This window comes from Puia sp. (assembly GCF_035546395.1).
GTDB lineage: Bacteria > Bacteroidota > Bacteroidia > Chitinophagales > Chitinophagaceae > Puia.
Genome location: NZ_DASZXR010000005.1, coordinates 1 through 18,186 on the forward strand (window position 1 = coordinate 1; position 18,186 = coordinate 18,186).

Consider the following 18,186-nt stretch of genomic DNA (forward strand, 5'->3'; position numbering starts at 1 on the left):
TACCCCCTTCCTGTTGTTTCAGTGCTGATACGATCTGACTTTCTGTAAACTGTTTCCGTTTCATAATTCAAGTTTAAAGTTAACAATTCATTCAATTGGTAACTCTAATTCTTGTGGCCGGAGATCGGGGGAGCCGACACATTGTAATCTGGAGGAACCAATTCAACGCAATATGCAAAGAAAGTTTCCAGCTCAACGGCCGCTGTGAACTCACTATAGTTTCTATCAAGGTAATCTATTTGTCTAAATTTCAATTTGTTCTTTGACTTCGTTTCCTCATCCCAATAACTAATCCTTGATTTGGGCGACTTTTCAATTACGGCAGAATCTTGCCTTGCTAGTAGCTTGTCCAAATTAAGGTCTTCGGAGACTGAATCAATATTAAAATACATAAACCTCCGCTGGTTATAGGCCTGCTCAGGTGTCAACTCGAATGGATTTAAAGTACATAATGCCATGTTACGCATTTCCGATGGCAATACTGTATTAATTAGCCATCCATTTGGAGCATATATAATTGCTCCGACTTTTCCGCGATAGGGGTTAGCCCAAAAATTTTGAAACTTTGGCAGGTGCTCAAAATCTAGAACCTGCAATTGAATATTGTTTTCAGACTTAGCCCTATTGTACGCTCCGCTGGTATAGCCCAATTTGGATACCATTATCCCCATCGAAATACCTACATCCTTCAATTTGTCCAAAAAACCTCCTACGTCGGCCACATCAATTTTGGAGTTCCATCTCTTACACTCAATTGCTAACTGAACCGAGCTACCAAAAGTAGTCGTAGAGAGCAAAATATCTATTTCTCGCTTCCTCTTCGAAAGACGACCAACAATTTTGACGTTTCGATCAATTTTGCAGTCCGGAAATCTGTGTGAGAAATATTCTAAAACTCTCTTTTCAAAATCCTTCCAAGCAATCATTTCCATAATGAATTTAGGCAAAATGGCTATAAAAGGCCCCCTTTATCAATCACCGCTACTTATCAGATCGCTTCGCAGAAAATGGTAAATCCATTTTTCATTTTATCCTCAAGTCGAATCCTGCGAAAACTAACTGAACCTTCATGAAGAATCTCATTTCCAGTATAGCTCGCACAATTATAGATCTTATACCCAGGCTTAGCAGACAGGCTCATCAAATCTCCTCCATTGTTGTATCCAACTATAACAAATTCTTCCGCATTAAGATAACCATGGTCTGTAAGAAGCCAAGCTGTCTTTGTTGTCAATCTTGACCCTATTCCACCGATGTGCATGACATCCGCAGCGTACTTTAGAACAGGCCCCCTATTGAATTTCCTCAATGCGTGTTCACTTTCTTTTCTAATATGATCTAAACACTCATCGGGCGCCATAACCAGCAGACTTACAGAATCCTTAAGCGTCTTGGCATTTCTAAGTATGTCATGATCATTTGTTACAAATACATCTCTTCGATTTATAAGATGTCCTATCAAATGTTCAATGTCCGAAATCTTGTTATGGATTCTCTTGTCATTGTGATTGAGTCCTGGAAATATAATTCTTCTTAGTTCTGTCCACAGCTTAGCGTGCTGGCTATTCAATTCTCTATCCCCTTCAAGAGAATTGATAGGAGTTGCAACCGATCCAACAACAGGAAAAATGCTCAGTTTTTCAAACATGTTGGCTTTCCTTATCGCACTTTTATCTCGTGCTAGATCGACCTCCGCTCTTGTCGTAATTGCCAGATTTAATTTTCCAGAAAATGACAAATTCAAAAGCTGAGTTAAACTTTCAAAATGAGGTGGTTTATCGAAATCAGGATCGAATAGGTAAATGAGACATTGCGTATCCAATGTAATTTTTAAAACGCCTTCTTTCATAAATCCATATACTTTGATTGAATGCTTTTAGATTACTAATTCGGTCAATCCGAAAATAAATCGCCGATCTTAAATTACAATTTAAGAAAAAATACAATATTTCACGTCAAAAATTCACCAAGGCCTTCGTGTACTGCGCCTGGGCGGCCAAATCAAACCCGGCAAAATACTTTTCCGTCGTGGCAATACTCGCATGCCCCAGGGTCTGCTTAGCCAAAGCCAAGGGAGCCCCGCTCCTGACCAGGATGGTCGCAAAAGAATGTCGGGCGACATAGGTGGTCAGGTTCAGGTCAAATTCCAGTTCCTTCCCTAGCCCCTTCATCCAGTCATTCACGAAATGGATAAACAGTTGCACCTTCAGCCGCGCCGGCTCGCCCTGATCGGTAATGTCTAAGATATCGAAAATATAACCGTTATACGACTTTGTTTCCGCCCTACCCCACTTCTCAATAAGGCCATTGATTTGGTTGTTCCGGATCACGGTTATAGTTATGGGATTATCCCGCCGGGTCCGTTTCGTCTTCTCCCGCTGAAAGCTGATCGTTTCAGCCGAAACATTGGACCAACGAAGCCGGGCGATATCTGCGATATTCATCCCGTTGCACAGATAACTGAACATCCAGAAATCTTTCGCCTTTTCTAGGGAGGACCCCGGCTCCGGCTTATACTGGAAGATTTGGCGGATCTGGTCTATATTTAAAGCCCGCTTCATATTCCGCCCAGTGGGTATAACATATTTCCGCCGCCCGAATGGGTACAACTCAGGGCGAACCACGCCCTGCGCGATAGCATTATTGAAGATAGTGCGCAGCGTCCGGAGATAGATGCCGACAGTGGAAATAGACCGCCCTTTCTCGATCATCCACTTCTCAAAGTCGTTCAGAAATTCCTTGGTAACGTCCTCCAGCCGGACCTTGCCGGGTCGAAAATGCTTTAACGCACTCATGCTATTCCGGTAGGAATTGGCCGACCCAAACTGTTCGTTGGCGCACAGCTCCGCAATATAATTGTCGTAAGCGATCTCCAGGGTTTGTTCACCGGGTGACGCACGGAAGAACTCCCGCTCGAAAATGGAAAAGGAAAACGGGACGATCCTGCCAACGCAGTCGAGAGCCTTCTTCTCGATCTCCGCCATCTCTATCCGTATTTTCTGAAATTTGCCTTTGACTTCGGGACTATTGATGATCTCCCATTGTGCATCTGATACGTCCAGGCCGGTAGCGTAATATTTGCGCGAACCTTTGAAAGTGATCCGCAATTTGAGGGGATATTTGGAAGCTGTTTTGATCCGGCGGATATCGGGGACAATCTTCACATGTACTTTAGCCTGCTTCATAAAACAAGGTTGAAAATTTGATACATAATTTGATACATTTTTTTGAAAAATGACCGCAACTATGTACCTGCAATTTAACCCTTCCATTGAATCAACAAAATAAAAATGAACACGTTACACGTAACTGTTAACAACTATAAGTAACCGAAAGTCAGCGGGTCGCGGCTCTTAATCAGCGGGTCCACGGTTCGAGCCCGTGCGGGGACACTGAAAATGAAGCACCTGGAAGCATTTAGCCGCCAGGTGCTTTTCTTTTGATACTAAATCGTCCCGTCACCCGTTTTATAGCAGGAAAACGAACCCCATATCCAATCCTAAGTAAAACCTCATGAAGCTTACCCCTATTTGCCTCGCCATAACCCTCCTGGCCTGTTCCTGCAGCTCCACCAACCTGATGTCACTCAGCGTCAACGTACCAGCCCCGGTGAGCCTCCCCCCAACTATAAAAGCCGCCGCAGTCGTCAATAGAACCCGCGCCGCCGAGGAGAACCGCACCATCGACGCCCTCCATAAAGCAGTCTCGCTGGAAAGCAAAACCCTCCAGGCAGAAGGCGCCAAAGCCACCGTCGATGGCCTCACCGACGAATTAAAGAAGAACAACCGCTTCGCCTCCGTCAGGTCCCTCGATAACCTCGACCTCCGTTCCTTCGGCGCCGGCGTATTCCCCAATGCCCTGCCCTGGGACACGGTGGAAAAGATCTGCCGCGACAGCTATGCCGACGTACTCTTCTCCCTCGAACTCTTCGACGCGGAAGCGACAGTGGGAGCCGGGTTCGGCGGCGGTCCGGGAGCAATGCTCGCCACCATCACCAAGGCGCCCGCACTCGCCGCCCAGGTGAATGTGAATACCCAGGTGAAGACCGGCTGGCGTATCTACGATCCCGCCTCCCACACCATCCTCGATGAATACGTCCTTTCCCGTAACCTCAATACCCGGGTACGCTTAATCGATCCTGTCGGCTCGGGTACCGCCATCGCCAGCCGCAAAGAAGCAGTCAAACAGGCCGGTATCGATGCCGGACAGGTTTATTCGTCCCGCATCCTCCCCTATTCCATCCGCGTCTCGCGATTGTACTATGTACGCGGCAACAGCAATTTTCACATCGCCAAAAGAATGGCACAAACCGGCAACTGGGATGGCGCTGGAAAAATATGGCAGCAGGAAACCAACAATCCTTCCCGAAAAGCCGCCGGCCGCGCCTGCTATAACATGGCCATTATCACCGAGATCAACGGCGATGTCGATGGCGCTCTCCAGTGGGCACAGAAGGCCTACGAGGTATATGGGCTACGCCTCGCCCTTAACTACGTCAATATCCTTCGGTATCGGCAAAATAACAATGCCATCCTAAAAAGCCAGGAAGTCACCAGCAATCCATAGTCAATCCCGAATAAGAAAACCCAGCAAGAAACCCGAACAACAACACCGGTCACACCCCCATCTCGCGCAGCGCCTCCACGCGTCCATTCACACCCCTGTCGAGGGATATCCCCTCGACTAACGCCCCGTTGATCCATTCCATAAAGTCGTCGGGATGGGCCAGCCGCCGCCCGGTTCGCGGATCGATACGGGTAAACCGCGTCCAAAGAATGGCCTTCAGCTGCCGCCGCTCCTCGTCGTACATCAGCATCTCCACCGCCAGCCAGCTGTCTCCCCATCCGATCAGTGAAGACTGGATAGCCACCCGGTCGTTATACAGCACCGGCCGCAGGTAGCGGATCTCGTGATGACTCACGACGAAACCGATGCCCTTCGACGCCCATTCCCGAAGATCGATGCCATAGTGCGCCCGCAGATGATCCTCGCGCGCATTCAGGCAATAGTCGATGTATCGCCCGTTGTTGAGATGCCCCAGCGGATCGCAGTCATTGAACCGAACAGTATAAAAGGAAACCGGCGTTCTTTCCATATTTCGTAATTTGGTAGGGCAAACATAGATGCTGGAGTATACTCCACCGTCGCCGCGACCAGAAAAAAAATTTTTACACGCATCAAAAAACACCGCTATGCGTATCGGGCAGCTGTCAAAGTTATCGGGTTTTAGCAGGGATACCATCCGCTTTTACGAAAAGAAAGGCCTTATCCGTGTCGCCGACGCCGGCCGCGACAGATACCAGTTCAAAGATTACCCCGATTCGGTCCTCAAGCGTCTCATGGCCATCCGGCAGATAAAGGAATACGGCTTTACCCTGCAGGAGACCCTGGCCATGCTCATCCTTTTCGAGGAAGGTGTTCTCGAACCCGAACGCGGCATCCGCTATGTAAGAAGGAAGATCGATCGCATCGATCAGAAGATACAGCAGTTGACCACCGTCAAATGCCGCCTGCTGGAAGTCATCGACAAGACCTATACCGGAAACTGCCCCATCGACAAGGCCCTCAACGAGGCTTTCGCCTGAGGCGCCGAAACCGGCTACAAAACAAGCCGGTCCGCCCAAAAGCGCCGCCACCACATAACAGCCCCCAGGGCCCCTACTCACTCCTCAGCGCCCGCACCGGATTCGCCCTCGCCGCTCGCATGGCCTGCCCGCCCACCGTCACAAACGCCACCGCGACAGCCACCAGCCCCGCCAGCCCGAATACCCACCAGGAGATCCCGATCCGGTAGGCAAAGCTCTGCAGCCAGCTATCCATCACCACCCAGGTCACCGGCACGGCGACAACAAACGCCACTCCCACCAGCAGCAGGAAATCGCGCGAAAGCAGGTACAGCAAACTACTCACCGAAGCCCCCAGCACCTTGCGGATACCGATCTCCTTGGTCCGTTGCAACACATTGTAAGCAGAAAGCCCCAGCAATCCAAAGCAGGCGATCGCGATCGCAAACACGGCAAAAAGTGCGAACACCGAGCCAAAACGCTGGTTCTCGGCATACTGCCGGCTGAAGAATTCGTCGAGGAAGAAGTAATTATAGGGGTCCCCCGGAAAATGCCGGTCCCAGATCGCCTTGATCGCCTGCACAGCCCTCCCGGCATCTGCACCCTGCACCTTGATGGAATAATTCGATCGCACATCCCGGTTCGGCAGGAACACCAGCGGCTGGATAGCCTTTTGAAGCCCCTCATTGTGATAGTCAGCGACCACGCCGACGACACGCAGGGAGTCGAACGGCTGCCAACCCGTAGACACCAGCTGCCCCACAGCCGCCTGCGGCGAAGGAAAACCCAGCGTACGTACGGCCGTTTCATTCAACAACGCCCCCTTACGGTCCGAAGGGAAGGCACGCGAGAAATTGCGGCCTGCGGCCATCCGTATCCCATAGGCCGGTATAAAATCCTCATCCACCCCGAGCATGAAGTTCTCTATCTTTTTCGTCCCTGCCGGGTTTCCGATCCAATGCCAGTCCGTCGACCAAAGTATCTCCTCGCCCATCACATTCGACGAACCAGTAAGGGTTTTCACTCCCGCTACCTGCAATACTTCGCCTTTGAAAGACTGGAAAACGTTCTGGTAGGCGGAATCATTCAGTCCGCTACCGGCACCCTTCACTACCAATGTTTGATCGATATCGACACCCAACTGTTGATTCCGCATAAAAGAGACCTGCCGGTAAACGATCAGCGTACCGGCAATAAGGATGATCGAAGCCGCAAATTGCCCCACGATCAATCCCTTCCGCAGCCATTGAGCACCCGCCGCATTCTTGAAAAGCCCCTTCAGTACTTTTACCGGCTGGTAACGCGAAAGCACCAGCGCCGGATAGATCCCCGACAACAGCGTTCCTCCGGCAAACACCCCCGCAAAATAGCCCCAATAGCGACCCGGCAAGGTGATCATCGAAGGCAGCGTCCGGCCCGTCAACTGCCCGAACAGCGGGTTCACCACCAACACAGCAATCGTCGCTAAAACCAGGGCCCCCAGGTTCAGCATAAAGCTTTCCAGCATGAACTGTCGGATCAGCTCCTGCCGCAACGCGCCCAACACCTTGCGCACACCAACCTCCCTTGCCCGCTCCAGCGACCGCGCCGTAGCCAGGTTGATATAGTTGATCCACGCAATGGAAATGATAAAAAAGGCGATCAGGAACAGGAAGAAGACCGACTGCCCATCTCCATTGGCCTCCATCTCTTCGGTATAATGCGAATACAGGTGGATATCGGACAAGGCGATCGGTGTAAGCCGATACTCATCCCTATTGGCAAGGTTATCGGGCCGGCTGTTGAAATATTTGCCGATCAACGCCGGCAGCTTGGCCGCGAACTGCCGCTCGTCGGTCCCTTTCCGCAACAGCACATATGTATAAAAATCCGTCCATCCCCAACTGGTCTCGATCGGATCATCAGCAGTGCCATAGGTGCCGTTTATCTGGCTGCGGGTCGGATAAGATACCAGGATATCGAACCGGATATGCGAATTCGCAGGATAGTCCCGGAATACCCCTGCTATCTCCAGGGGCCTTATTCCTCCACTCCCATGCATCGTCAGGACTTTGCCAAAAGCGTCCTCATGGCCGAAGTATTTCTTTGCCACCGTTTCAGAGATCAATATCTTATTCGGTGCGGACAAAGCCGTCCGGACATCCCCCTTTAGCAGCCGAACGGCAAAAATATCCGGCATCGCAGAGTCGACAAAGTACACCTCATTCTCTTTGAACCGGATATGCCGGGCGTCGTTGCCCAGCAGCATCCCCATTCGGTTCAACCGGCAGACACTCTCCACCTCGGGAAACTCCTTTTTCAGCGCCGGTCCAAGGCCCGGCATCGAAGACGCGCACGGCACCACCATCTTCCCATGCTGGTACTCCTCGTTCTGAACCCGGACGATCCGGCCGGCATTCGGATTGAAATTCTCATAGCTTCGCTCATACGCGACATACTCGAAGATCAGAAGACAACAGGCGATACCTGCGGTGAGGCCGACGATATTCAATGCCGCGTAACCTTTGCGTTTACGCAGATGGCGAAGCGCGATCCGCAAAATGCTTTTTAACATGGAAGGTCGATTGAGTCGTGACGAACTCGCTCAGGTGTAGATAGGGAAGATACGAAAAATGTCCTAAAAAAATAAGCCCGGGTGTAAATACATCCAGGCTTCGCAAAAACCTCTCTATACGAGAGGACCTCATTCAACGAAACAGCATCGCCACGAGCCCCTGGTCCCTCATTACCTTCCGGTTTCCCTCCCAGGCGACCAATGCCGTCCGCAAGCTTTTATTCAGTCTCTGTTGGACGCGATGGTTGCTCCCGTCCAGCCGCACCCCATCCAGATGTTCTTCATACACCAGCACCTGCCGTTCATTGTAGAACCGGACCACCGTCATCGCAGGCGCGTTGTCCCGGGTAATGATCACCCAAAAACCCTGTTCAGGCGGGGGTTTCATGGCAACAATGATCATCATCAAGCCAACTATACAAAGGATCTTTTTCATAACGCATCATTTTACTCCCCTAAATTACGTCCCTCCATCAGGCGAAAACCAGGCAATCGCCGAACCCCCGGTCACCGTAAACAGACAGCCGGTTAACCGCCCCAAACGCCTTCCATCTACCAAAACCGTCATTTCGTCGACGTTCCGCAACATTCCCCCCGCTTTCCAACTCTTTTGAATAACTTGCCCGGATATCGAAGGGCATGGCGGAACTGATGTACATAACATTTCTCAAACGAGTTTCCCGGCAGCGGACCTTCCAGCACGTTCTTTTCTGGCTGTGCTCCCTGGTCCTTTTCAACTTCGTCTTTCGCTATGGCCGCCCCCCATCGGAGGCCCTGGTCAACAGCATCGGTTTCCTTCCCGGTCATTTTCTCTTTGTCTACAGCCTCAACTACTTTCTCTTCCCGCGATACGTACTGAAAGGAAGGATAAAAGCCTCGATCCTCGGTCTACTCGTCATCCTGAGTCTCGCTCTCCTCTATGTCCGGATCGCGGACGTCTATATCCTCCATTACTCCGGGTATCACACGCTATGGCTTCCCCAGAATTTCCCCCATAGCATCTACGCGCTATTCAGCGTCGGATGGGTAGCGGTCACCATCAAACTCGTAAAAAAATGGTACGTCGAAAAAGAACGGCAGCAACAGCTGGAAAAAGAGAAACTGGTCGTCGAACTCCAACTCCTCAAGTCGCAGTTGCATCCCCATTTTCTCTTTAATACCCTAAACAGCCTCTACGCTTTCTCGTTGGAGAAAAGCGAGCAGACGCCGCATCTCGTCCTAAAATTGTCGGCCCTCCTGCGCTATATCCTTTATGAATGCAATGCGTCGCAGATCCCACTCGAGACGGAGATCGGCATCGTAAAAAACTATCTCCAGCTGGAAAGCATGCGATTCGGGGAAAGGCTGGACTACAGCCTGCAGTTCACCGGCGACACCGGCAACAAGTCCATCGCCCCCCTCCTGCTGCTTCCTTTCGTGGAAAACGCGATCAAACACGGCATCGGCAAACAGACCGACCTCGCCTGGATCAGCCTGCAGAGTCATGTCACTGACAACACCCTGCACTTCAAGCTGATCAACAGCCGCGATGAGGAGCAGTCCTCCCCGCACGCAATGGGCGGTCTCGGTCTTCAAAACGTGAAAAAAAGATTGGAATTACTCTATCCCGGCGACCACACTCTCAAAATAACGGCAGACGAAGACACCTGGCAGGTCAATTTGATCATCCGGCTCACCCCGGCTCCGGCTACAAGCCACATCACCCAAACCCCCTCATTATCGTATGAAACTCAGGTGCCTTATCGTTGACGACGAGCCGCCCTCACAAAAAATACTCCAGACCTACCTGGAGAGCACCGACAATCTCCTGTTGACCGGGACTTGCAATAACGCCCTGGAAGCAATGCAATTCCTGAAGCAGCATCCGGTAGACCTCCTCTTCCTTGACATCAACATGCCCCGCCTCCTCGGCACAGAGCTGATAAGAACACTCAGACACCCGCCAAAGGTGATCTTTACCACGGCACACAAAGACTACGCCCATGAAGGCTTCGACCTGGACGCCGTCGACTACTTACTCAAACCCTACTCCTTCGAACGTTTTCTCCGCGCGGTGAACAAGCTCGCATATACCGCCCCCGTTGCACCCGAAAAGACCGAAGAGCAAAACCCGGCTGCCGAACCCTTTTTGTATTTCCGCGTCGATCGAAAGATGGTCAGGGTCCGCCTGGACGAGATCGTCTATATAGAAAGCCTGAAGGACTATAGTAAAGTAGTGTTGGTGGAGAAAAAGCCCCTTATCATGAAAAAGTCTATCAGCACCATCGAGGAAATGCTCCCGCCACATCTCTTTCTTCGCATACACCGCTCTTTCATCATATCGGTCAACAAGGTCACCGCCTTCACCCAAAATGATGTGGAAATAAGCGGTCAGGAGCTCCCGATCGGAAAATTATACCGCCACCAGCTGGCAAAGCTTACTCTTTCATCTCAGCAAGCATCTCCAATATCCCCTCGTTCTTCAAGATGACCATCCCCATCCGCTCGTTGGAGATCCCACTTTTCAACTTATAACTATACCACGGCACGCCACCTTCCATCGTGGATTCAAAACACGCAAAAAAGACATTCGGGTTATGCTGCAGTCCCGCCGCGATCTCTACGATATGCGTCGAGACCAGGAACAGGCTCCCGCTGATCCCCGCCAACCCGTCGATCACCTGCAGGGATGCGTCGGACGCATCCTTGATATTCGTCCCCCGGAACAGCTCGTCGAAGATCACCACCATCCTTTTCCTCCGGCGAATGGCCAGCACCACCTCCCGGACCCGCCGGACCTCGGTATAAAAATGACTATGCCCCTGGCTGATATTGTCCGGCAGGTTCACGGTCGTGATCAGCCCGTTGAACAAACCCGTCTCCCAGCTCGCCGCCGGGACGGGAAATCCCACATGGGACAGATAGACGGCCAGCCCCACCGATTTCAAAAAGGTGGACTTCCCCGCCATATTGGCCCCGCTGATAAAACAACAGTTCGCTTCCCCGCTTATCTGGTAATCGTTGGGCGTCGGATTCGTCAGCAGGGGATGGTAAAGTCCCTGGGCCCGCACCGCCGGCACGGCCGAGTCGGTATACAAAGGAAAACAAAATTCATGCTGCCTCGCCGCATGCGCCACCGCAAAATAGGCATCCCATTCATACAGGATATCGAGCATCCGTCGCAGGGAGTGCTTCCCGCTATCCCGGAAAAAATGGTCGCACCGGGCTAATTCCATCGTCGTCAATGGCCTCTCGTGCGCAAAAAGGATCGCCTTTACCCGCGAGTCGAACACCAGCTCGATCAACTCGAGCACGGTGCCCAGCAACGGGTCGGGACCGCCGCCCTCCATCCACTCCTGGGCCTGTTGGAACAGGTGGCGCAACAGGCTCACCGTTTGTCTCACGCCATGGGTCACCGTGTAATATTGCGGGGATTCTTTGACAAGGTTTCGTAAGGTATACAGCGCTGCATCGAAAACAACACCGGGGAACAGACCGATGCCGCAGGAAAGATAATGCTCCACGGTCTTTAGCTGCTCGCGGTTGATCCGCAGTTCGGCGCCGTTCTCCGCAAACCACCGGATCGTATCCCGTCGCGCCTCCAGCAGGGGCCGTCGGTTACTGGGGCTCTTCAGCAATCGCTCGAGCATGTCCTCGCCGCCGGTCGTCTTTACCTTATTGAACAATTCGAATACCGGCCCGCGGCGGCCATGATCGAAAAGGTCCAGGTCCTTCCACGTCTGCCGGTCCGCCTCGAATTCTACGCCCGGCGCCGGCAACGAAGCCGCGCCTCCCCCGGCGGCAAAAGGCCATTGGGCAGCCACCCTGTCGCCGCCAGGCACTCCCCCGGCAACAGCCCCGCCGCAGAAAGTCCCCTTCGGCACATACCCCCGCTCTTCCAGCTCCTCCTTATGCCGGATACCGACCGCGCGGCCCTCTTCGAGCAACAGCAGCCGATCACTAACCTGCAGGATGCCGGGGTACAGATGATCAGTGATGATAAACCCCTTCCGGCCCCGGTATTCATCGATCAATTGAACGAGCCGCTCCTGGAACAGCGGTTCGATACCCGAGAACGGTTCGTCCAGCAGAACAAAGGGCGCCGGCAAATGCAACAACAATAATACTTCGAGATAGCGGAGCTCCCCACCCGACAAGGCCGAAGATCGCTTATGTAAATGGGGCCGGACACGCTCATTGGCCATCACCTGCCGCGCCAACCGGCGGTCGGGGACATACAAAGGGATCATCCGCCGGATGGAAAGATTCTCCGGCAGAAAGGAATGTTGTGGCAGATAGGCGATCCACCGGCCGCGAAGCGACAGCGCCGGCCGATGCTGACCATCGATCCGGATACTCCGGTCCGGCGTATCCTGCGTACCGAAAAGCACTTTCAACAACGTCGACTTACCCGTGCCGTTACGTCCCAACAATCCCACCACCTCGCCGGTCCGGCATTGCAGATAGATATCCGATAATACCGTTCTACCCCCAAGCTCAACGAGAATGCTATCGGCCTCCAGGAGATGTTCTTTCATTGGAGATTGTTTTTTATCACCAGCACCAGGGCTGCCAGCAATACATCGGTCAGGAAGGCGCAGGCATACAAAACCCTCCTGGAGATTCCCAGGTTATAAAAAAAGTAATATCGATGCCCACGTCGCCGTTCGTAGAAATAGGACGATAAAATGGCTCCGGCTGTTACAAGCGAAACGGAAAATGTTTTCCAAAACGAAAGACCATCGGCCATCCCCGTCAAAGAAATAAGGAAGGAGGTAAGCAAATTGGTGGGTAGCAGGTCTTTACAATAATGCAAACAGGCCTTGATCCGGACGGTTAGCATGGAATGGGATTAGTTGAGGCCAAGCTAATCAAAAACCCTTCCGCCGCTAAATCTCCGGCGTTAAAAAACTCCTAATTCACAAGGAGCCCTTAACGCGATTCATCGTCCGGAAAGTAAGATTCACCCGCGGCCGAGTCACCCGCTTCATCTTCGGGAGACTATGCAGCCATCGATCCTGCGTAGCCCCCCTCATCACCAGCAGGCTCCCCGGGGCAAGCATGAGCTCCACCGTCTCCTTCGTGCCTTTATGCCGGAACAAGAACCGCCGCTCCGCCCCAAAGCTCAACGAAGCGATCGCCCCGCCCGGCGCCAGTTCCTTCTCGTCATCGCTATGCCAGGCCATGCCCTCCCCCCCGTCATGATATAAATTCAGCAGGCAACTGTTATAGGCCACACCCGTCAAATCCTCCGTCAGCGCCTTCAAAGCCAACAGATCGGCCGTCCAGGGCAAGGCCTCCCGCACGATCCCGGAATACTTGTATCCGTAAGGGTTATCCCCATACCAGGCCACCTTCCGTTTGGTAATAATATGCCTGCCAAAGATCACCGCCTCGTCGTTCCGCCACTCGATGTTCACCATCAGATGATCCATAAAGACCCGCGCGTCCGCCGCCGCCACCACCGTCCCATAATAGTCGGCCTGGCCATCGAACGGCAGCAGGTTGACCACCGGCTCCGTATTGAATAAATTGTCCATAGCCCAAAAATACCCCCACCCGCCGGCAACAAAAACCCGGAAATTGCTCAATCAAACCCGCCAAAGACCTGCCGCCTTCCACCAACGGCTCCGGCAGGCCCATCATCGGGGCGGAAGTCTCGAAAAATAGTCCTATTATTGTGTCATACCGACATAAAGAAAACCATAAACTACACTCAATGAACGGTTATCGCCTGCCAATCAGAAGCCTGTTTGTCACAGCCTTATTCACAATCCTATTCCTCTCCTGCTCTCACAACAACAGCAAACCCCGCATCCTGGTATTCAGCAAAACGATGGGGTTCCACCACGAATCCATCGCCGACGGCAATATCGCCATCCAAAAGCTGGGCGCGGCAAACAATTTCGACGTCGACACGACGACGGATGCGACCCTGTTCAATGACGACAGCCTGAAGAAATATTCAGCCGTCGTCTTCCTCAGCACAACCGGCGACATGCTCGGCTACCGCCAGCGCGTCGCTCTCGAACGCTATATCCAGTCCGGCGGCGGCTTCGTGGGCATCCACGCGGCCGCAGATGCCGAATACGACTGGCATTGGTATGGCCGGCTGGTCGGCGGCTACTTCCTCGACCACCCGGGTATCCACGACAGCTTCCCCAACGTGCAGGAAGGGGTATTCAACGTCGTCGACGCCAATAACCCTGCCACGCAGTTCCTGCCCAAACCCTGGAAACGCAAAGACGAGTTCTACAGCTATAAAGAGCTGAATAAGGATGTCCACGTTCTGCTGTCCATCGACGAGAGCAGCTACAAAGGCGGTCACAAGATGGGCGATCACCCCATGGCCTGGGAACACGAGTACGACGGCGGCCGCGCCTTCTATACCGAGCTCGGACATACAAAAGAAAGCTATACCGAAGAGAACTATCTCAAACACCTGCTCGCAGGCATCCAATACGCCATCGGCGGCAACAACGGCCTCGACTATACAAAGGCAAAGACGCCCATCCCGCCCGACGAAGAACGCTTTGTAAAGACCCAGCTCTTCACCGGCCAGCTCTACGAGCCCACCGAAATGACCATCCTGCCCAACCTCGACGTCCTCATCATCGAACGCCGCGGCGGTATCAAGCTCTACAAGCAAGCCACCAAACAGGTGAAGCAGGTCGGCTTCTTCGACGTTTACTACAAGACACTCCATACCCCCGGCGTCAACGCGGAAGAAGGCATGCTCGGCCTGGCCAAAGACCCCGACTACGCAACAAATCACTACGTCTATATCTATTACAGCCCCGCCGACAGCTCCGTCAATCGCCTTTCGAGGTTCACCTTCGCAAATGACACCCTCGACAAATCCACCGAAAAAACCATCCTCGAAGTGAAGTCCCAACGGGAGATCTGCTGCCACACCGGCGGCTCCATAGCCTTCGGCCCCGACAAGCTGCTCTATTTCTCCGCCGGCGACAACTCCACGCCTTTTGACGAAAAAGGCGCAAAGCATGTCAGCAGCGGCTTCGCGCCTCTCAACGATATCCCCGGCCACCAGCAATACGACGCAAGACGCTCAGCGGGAAATACGAACGATCTCCGCGGCAAGATCATGCGGATAAAAGTGAACCCCGACGCCACCTATGACATCCCTCCCGGCAACCTCTTTCCAAAGGGAACGCCCAAAACCCGTCCCGAGATCTATGTCATGGGCGACCGTAATCCTTATCGCATCTCCGTCGATCAGAAAAACAGCTACCTCTATTGGGGCGAAGTGGGCCCCGACGCCAACGACGACAGCCTGGATACCCGCGGCCCCCGTGGCTATGACGAGGTGAACCAGGCCCGCAAGGCAGGCTTCTTCGGCTGGCCGCTCTTCGTGGGCAACAACTACGCCTATCACGAATACGACTATGCGACGGGCAAATACGGGCCGGCCTTCGACCCCGCCCATCCCGTCAACGACTCCCGCAACAACACCGGGCTCCGCGACCTGCCCCCCGCCCAGCCGGCCTTTATCTGGTACCCCTATGCGCCCTCTCCCGACTTCCCCGAGGTGGGCACCGGCGGCCGCAATGCAATGGCCGGACCGGTATACTACACCGATCTGTTCCCCGATTCGACCCGTTACCCGGACTATTACAATGGAAAGCTGATCGTTTACGAATGGATGCGCGGCTGGATGAAAGCGGTCACCCTTCAGCCCAACGGCGACTTCGACAAATTCGAACCCTTCGCCCCCGGTGTTAAAATGAACTCCGACATCGACATGGAAGTCGGCCCCGACGGCCGCCTGTACCTCCTCGAATACGGTACCGGCTGGTTCACGCAAAACCCCGACGCCGGCTTGGCGCGGATCGACTATATCAAAGGAAATCTGCCCCCAACAGTCTCTGCGCTCAACATCGATAAGACCTCCGGTCTCCTCCCTTTCACGGTCAAAGCCAGCACGTCAGCGCGCGATCCCGAGAATGGAAAGCTCACCTACACCTGGGATCTCGGCGACGGCACAAAGAAAGAAACCACCGAACCCACCCTCGACTATACGTACAACACCGCCGGCGATTACACCATCAGTGTCGAAGTGAAGGACGACCAGGGAGCCACCGCCAAAAGCCAGGGAGTGCCGGTCTATGCCGGCAACGAAGAGCCAAAGCTGGCCATCCACCTGAAAGGCGGCAACCGGAGCTTCTATCTTCCCGGCGTTCCGGTCGCCTACGCCGTCGACGTAAAGGATAACGATACGGCAAAGATCGATCCGGCCAACCTCTACGTCTCCGTGGACTATATCGAAGGCTATGACAAAACTGCCGTCCCCATGGGTCACCACCAGGGCGCGGCGGGCGTCACCGGCAAACAGCTCACGCAAACCCTCGATTGTAAATCCTGTCACAAGGAAGCGGACAAATCTATCGGCCCCGCCTTCCTGCTCGTTGCACAGAAATACCAGAAGGACCCGAAAGCCTCCAGCTATCTCGCCAATAAGATCGTCAAAGGCGGAAGCGGCGTGTGGGGCGACGTAGCCATGTCGGCCCACCCCACCCTTTCGCAAAACGATGTCAACTCCATCGTCACCTGGATCCTCTCCCTCGCCAACAAACAAGCCGTCAAAAAATCGCTCCCGCAAACCGGTTCCATCACCCCGCCGAAGGACACCAAACCCGGCCAGGCCATGGTCATCTCCGCCAGCTATACCGACAAGGGCGGCAACAACATCAAAGCGCTCACCGGCAAGACCACCGTCAGCCTCCGCAGCAACACGCTTTATTTTAGCGGTCTCGAGAAAGCAAAAGGATTCACCCCCTTTAAATACAACGGACATAATGTGATGATCTTCCCCGCAGGCGAAGGATATCTCTCCACCGATACCGTCGACCTCACCGGCGTGTCCTCGGTCACCCTGGCCTGCGGCTGGCAGGCGCCTCCAAAACATCCGCTCAACTTCGAGGCAAGATTGGATGGCCCCGACGGCAAGTCCATCGGCAAGGCAACCATCAGCCCGACCCCAGGTCCCAAAGGCGCCCTGTCGATGGCGATGGCAACGATTCCCATCGATAAAATAACCGATGGCGCCGACCACGTCATCTACTTTATTTATAAGGGGGTCGAACCCATCTCCGGCGGCATCATCACCGTTACCTTCAACTCAAAATAATTACCATGTCAAACAGAAGAGAATTCCTTAAATATACCGGCGCCGCCGCTCTCGGCACGTTCGCTCTCGGAAAACAGGCCCAGGCCTTCTTCAGCAACACAGAAAGCCCCGTATCCCTCCACCCCATCGGCCTCCAGCTCTTCACCTTCTTCCCCATCATCGACCAGGATGTCCCCGGCACCCTCAAAAAGATTGCCGCCATCGGCTATAAAGAGATCGAGTCGGCCTTCAGCATGAAAGGCGGCTACTATGGGATGAAGCCGAAGGAATTCGCCAAACTGGTAAAGGACAGCGGCATGTCCTGGCAATCTCACCATGTGCTGGGCGCGCCCTTTAAAATGCCCGCCAACGCCAAGCCGATGCTCGACGCCAAAGGCCAGCCCATCAAATTCCCGCCGATGCACAACCTGAAGGAGAATAGGCAACAGCTGGTCGACGAAGCGGCCGAAGGCGGCTTCCCCTACCTCGTCTGTGCCAATATCCCAACGCACACGATGGACGAAGTCAAAAGCTCCATCGATATCCTTAACAACACCGGCGAAGCCTGTAAAAAAGCCGGCATCACCCTGTGCTATCACAACCACACCGAGGAATTCGAAAAGCTCGGAACCGCCACCGCGTACGAGATGTTCCTTAAGGACCTCCACCCCGACATCGAAATGGAGCTCGACCTCTGCTGGGCGACCAAGGCCGGGATCGACCCCGTTGCGCTCTTCAAAGCCCATCCCGGTCGCTTCCCACTCTGGCATGTGAAGGACCTCGATCAAAAACGGGAAGGTCCCGCACCCGTGGGCACCGGCGTTGTCGACTTTAAACGTATCTTCGCCAACGCAGCCACGGCCGGCATGAAACATTTCTTTGTAGAACATGACATGCCAAAAGACGCCTACGCCAGCATCCGGACAAGCTATAACAATCTCACCAAAATTCTGAGTGCTTAA

At 53.4% G+C, this 18,186-nt stretch carries 15 protein-coding genes; 6 read left to right on the forward strand and 9 right to left on the reverse strand.

Annotation, left to right across the window (positions count from 1 at the left end):
* Nucleotides 1-104: 104 nt before the first annotated feature.
* The 3 genes from VHE34_RS04800 to VHE34_RS04810 all read right to left on the reverse strand — a co-directional run bounded on the left by VHE34_RS04800 (nt 105) and on the right by VHE34_RS04810 (nt 3,185).
* A complete protein-coding gene (locus VHE34_RS04800) occupies nt 105-932 on the reverse strand; it encodes a restriction endonuclease (RefSeq protein ID WP_325585183.1) in 828 nt (275 codons plus the stop codon).
* A gap of 56 nt (nt 933-988) precedes the next feature.
* On the reverse strand, nt 989-1,849 hold the full coding sequence (locus VHE34_RS04805) for a hypothetical protein (RefSeq protein WP_325585185.1): 861 nt from the start codon (nt 1,847-1,849) through the stop codon (nt 989-991).
* Between the two features lie 106 nt (nt 1,850-1,955).
* Nucleotides 1,956-3,185, reverse strand: a complete 1,230-nt coding sequence (locus tag VHE34_RS04810) for a site-specific integrase (RefSeq protein ID WP_325585187.1) — start codon at nt 3,183-3,185, stop codon at nt 1,956-1,958.
* 328 nt (nt 3,186-3,513) lie between these two features.
* On the opposite strand from VHE34_RS04810, the gene VHE34_RS04815 reads away from it, so the two are divergent.
* Nucleotides 3,514-4,566, forward strand: a complete 1,053-nt coding sequence (locus VHE34_RS04815; protein ID WP_325585189.1) for a DUF6340 family protein — start codon at nt 3,514-3,516, stop codon at nt 4,564-4,566.
* A gap of 49 nt (nt 4,567-4,615) precedes the next feature.
* Here VHE34_RS04815 and VHE34_RS04820 read toward each other — a convergent pair whose 3' ends face one another.
* Entirely contained in the window at nt 4,616-5,095 is a 480-nt protein-coding gene (locus tag VHE34_RS04820; protein ID WP_325585191.1) for an acyl-CoA thioesterase, read from the reverse strand.
* 97 nt (nt 5,096-5,192) lie between these two features.
* Here VHE34_RS04820 and VHE34_RS04825 point away from each other — a divergent pair, with 97 nt between their 5' ends.
* On the forward strand, nt 5,193-5,585 hold the full coding sequence (locus tag VHE34_RS04825) for a MerR family transcriptional regulator (protein WP_325585193.1): 393 nt from the start codon (nt 5,193-5,195) through the stop codon (nt 5,583-5,585).
* A gap of 73 nt (nt 5,586-5,658) precedes the next feature.
* Here VHE34_RS04825 and VHE34_RS04830 read toward each other — a convergent pair whose 3' ends face one another.
* Both VHE34_RS04830 and VHE34_RS04835 read right to left on the reverse strand, forming a co-directional pair.
* Nucleotides 5,659-8,118, reverse strand: coding sequence for an ABC transporter permease (locus tag VHE34_RS04830; RefSeq protein WP_325585195.1), 2,460 nt, complete (start codon nt 8,116-8,118; stop codon nt 5,659-5,661).
* Nucleotides 8,119-8,251: 133 nt separating this feature from the next.
* Nucleotides 8,252-8,554 carry a hypothetical protein gene (locus VHE34_RS04835; RefSeq protein ID WP_325585197.1) on the reverse strand — a complete coding sequence of 101 codons (303 nt, stop codon included), beginning with the start codon at nt 8,552-8,554 and terminating at the stop codon, nt 8,252-8,254.
* A 215-nt stretch (nt 8,555-8,769) separates the two neighbouring features.
* On the opposite strand from VHE34_RS04835, the gene VHE34_RS04840 reads away from it, so the two are divergent.
* Nucleotides 8,770-9,867, forward strand: coding sequence for a sensor histidine kinase (locus VHE34_RS04840; RefSeq protein ID WP_325585201.1), 1,098 nt, complete (start codon nt 8,770-8,772; stop codon nt 9,865-9,867).
* The gene (locus VHE34_RS04845; RefSeq protein WP_325585203.1) at nt 9,842-10,588 is read left to right on the forward strand and encodes a LytTR family DNA-binding domain-containing protein; all 747 of its coding nucleotides are present in this window, start codon (nt 9,842-9,844) and stop codon (nt 10,586-10,588) included. Before VHE34_RS04840 ends, VHE34_RS04845 begins: the two co-directional genes overlap by 26 nt.
* Here the strand turns inward: VHE34_RS04845 and VHE34_RS04850 are convergent.
* The 3 genes from VHE34_RS04850 to VHE34_RS04860 form a co-directional block, all read right to left on the reverse strand.
* On the reverse strand, nt 10,536-12,635 hold the full coding sequence (locus VHE34_RS04850; protein WP_325585208.1) for a MutS-related protein: 2,100 nt from the start codon (nt 12,633-12,635) through the stop codon (nt 10,536-10,538). The genes VHE34_RS04845 and VHE34_RS04850 overlap by 53 nt on opposite strands.
* Nucleotides 12,632-12,940 (reverse strand): hypothetical protein, encoded by a 309-nt coding sequence (locus tag VHE34_RS04855; protein WP_325585210.1) that lies wholly within the window; start codon nt 12,938-12,940, stop codon nt 12,632-12,634. The genes VHE34_RS04850 and VHE34_RS04855 overlap by 4 nt, the downstream gene beginning before the upstream one ends.
* Before the next feature lie 76 nt (nt 12,941-13,016).
* The gene (locus tag VHE34_RS04860) at nt 13,017-13,637 is read right to left on the reverse strand and encodes an alpha-ketoglutarate-dependent dioxygenase AlkB (protein WP_325585212.1); all 621 of its coding nucleotides are present in this window, start codon (nt 13,635-13,637) and stop codon (nt 13,017-13,019) included.
* Between the two features lie 179 nt (nt 13,638-13,816).
* On the opposite strand from VHE34_RS04860, the gene VHE34_RS04865 reads away from it, so the two are divergent.
* Both VHE34_RS04865 and VHE34_RS04870 read left to right on the forward strand, forming a co-directional pair.
* Nucleotides 13,817-17,245 carry a ThuA domain-containing protein gene (locus tag VHE34_RS04865; protein ID WP_325585214.1) on the forward strand — a complete coding sequence of 1,143 codons (3,429 nt, stop codon included), beginning with the start codon at nt 13,817-13,819 and terminating at the stop codon, nt 17,243-17,245.
* Between the two features lie 5 nt (nt 17,246-17,250).
* Nucleotides 17,251-18,186 carry a sugar phosphate isomerase/epimerase gene (locus VHE34_RS04870; protein ID WP_325585216.1) on the forward strand — a complete coding sequence of 312 codons (936 nt, stop codon included), beginning with the start codon at nt 17,251-17,253 and terminating at the stop codon, nt 18,184-18,186.

Excerpts from the sequence above, each read along its gene's own strand:
- VHE34_RS04800 (WP_325585183.1), bottom strand. The coding sequence starts at position 932 with ATGGAAATGATTGCTTGGAAGGATTTTGAAAAGAGAGTTTTAGAATAT.
- VHE34_RS04805 (WP_325585185.1), bottom strand. The coding sequence starts at position 1,849 with ATGAAAGAAGGCGTTTTAAAAATTACATTGGATACGCAATGTCTCATT.
- VHE34_RS04810 (WP_325585187.1), bottom strand. The coding sequence starts at position 3,185 with ATGAAGCAGGCTAAAGTACATGTGAAGATTGTCCCCGATATCCGCCGG.
- VHE34_RS04815 (WP_325585189.1), top strand. The coding sequence starts at position 3,514 with ATGAAGCTTACCCCTATTTGCCTCGCCATAACCCTCCTGGCCTGTTCC.
- VHE34_RS04820 (WP_325585191.1), bottom strand. The coding sequence starts at position 5,095 with ATGGAAAGAACGCCGGTTTCCTTTTATACTGTTCGGTTCAATGACTGC.
- VHE34_RS04825 (WP_325585193.1), top strand. The coding sequence starts at position 5,193 with ATGCGTATCGGGCAGCTGTCAAAGTTATCGGGTTTTAGCAGGGATACC.
- VHE34_RS04830 (WP_325585195.1), bottom strand. The coding sequence starts at position 8,118 with ATGTTAAAAAGCATTTTGCGGATCGCGCTTCGCCATCTGCGTAAACGC.
- VHE34_RS04835 (WP_325585197.1), bottom strand. The coding sequence starts at position 8,554 with ATGAAAAAGATCCTTTGTATAGTTGGCTTGATGATGATCATTGTTGCC.
- VHE34_RS04840 (WP_325585201.1), top strand. The coding sequence starts at position 8,770 with ATGTACATAACATTTCTCAAACGAGTTTCCCGGCAGCGGACCTTCCAG.
- VHE34_RS04845 (WP_325585203.1), top strand. The coding sequence starts at position 9,842 with ATGAAACTCAGGTGCCTTATCGTTGACGACGAGCCGCCCTCACAAAAA.
- VHE34_RS04850 (WP_325585208.1), bottom strand. The coding sequence starts at position 12,635 with ATGAAAGAACATCTCCTGGAGGCCGATAGCATTCTCGTTGAGCTTGGG.
- VHE34_RS04855 (WP_325585210.1), bottom strand. The coding sequence starts at position 12,940 with ATGCTAACCGTCCGGATCAAGGCCTGTTTGCATTATTGTAAAGACCTG.
- VHE34_RS04860 (WP_325585212.1), bottom strand. The coding sequence starts at position 13,637 with ATGGACAATTTATTCAATACGGAGCCGGTGGTCAACCTGCTGCCGTTC.
- VHE34_RS04865 (WP_325585214.1), top strand. The coding sequence starts at position 13,817 with ATGAACGGTTATCGCCTGCCAATCAGAAGCCTGTTTGTCACAGCCTTA.
- VHE34_RS04870 (WP_325585216.1), top strand. The coding sequence starts at position 17,251 with ATGTCAAACAGAAGAGAATTCCTTAAATATACCGGCGCCGCCGCTCTC.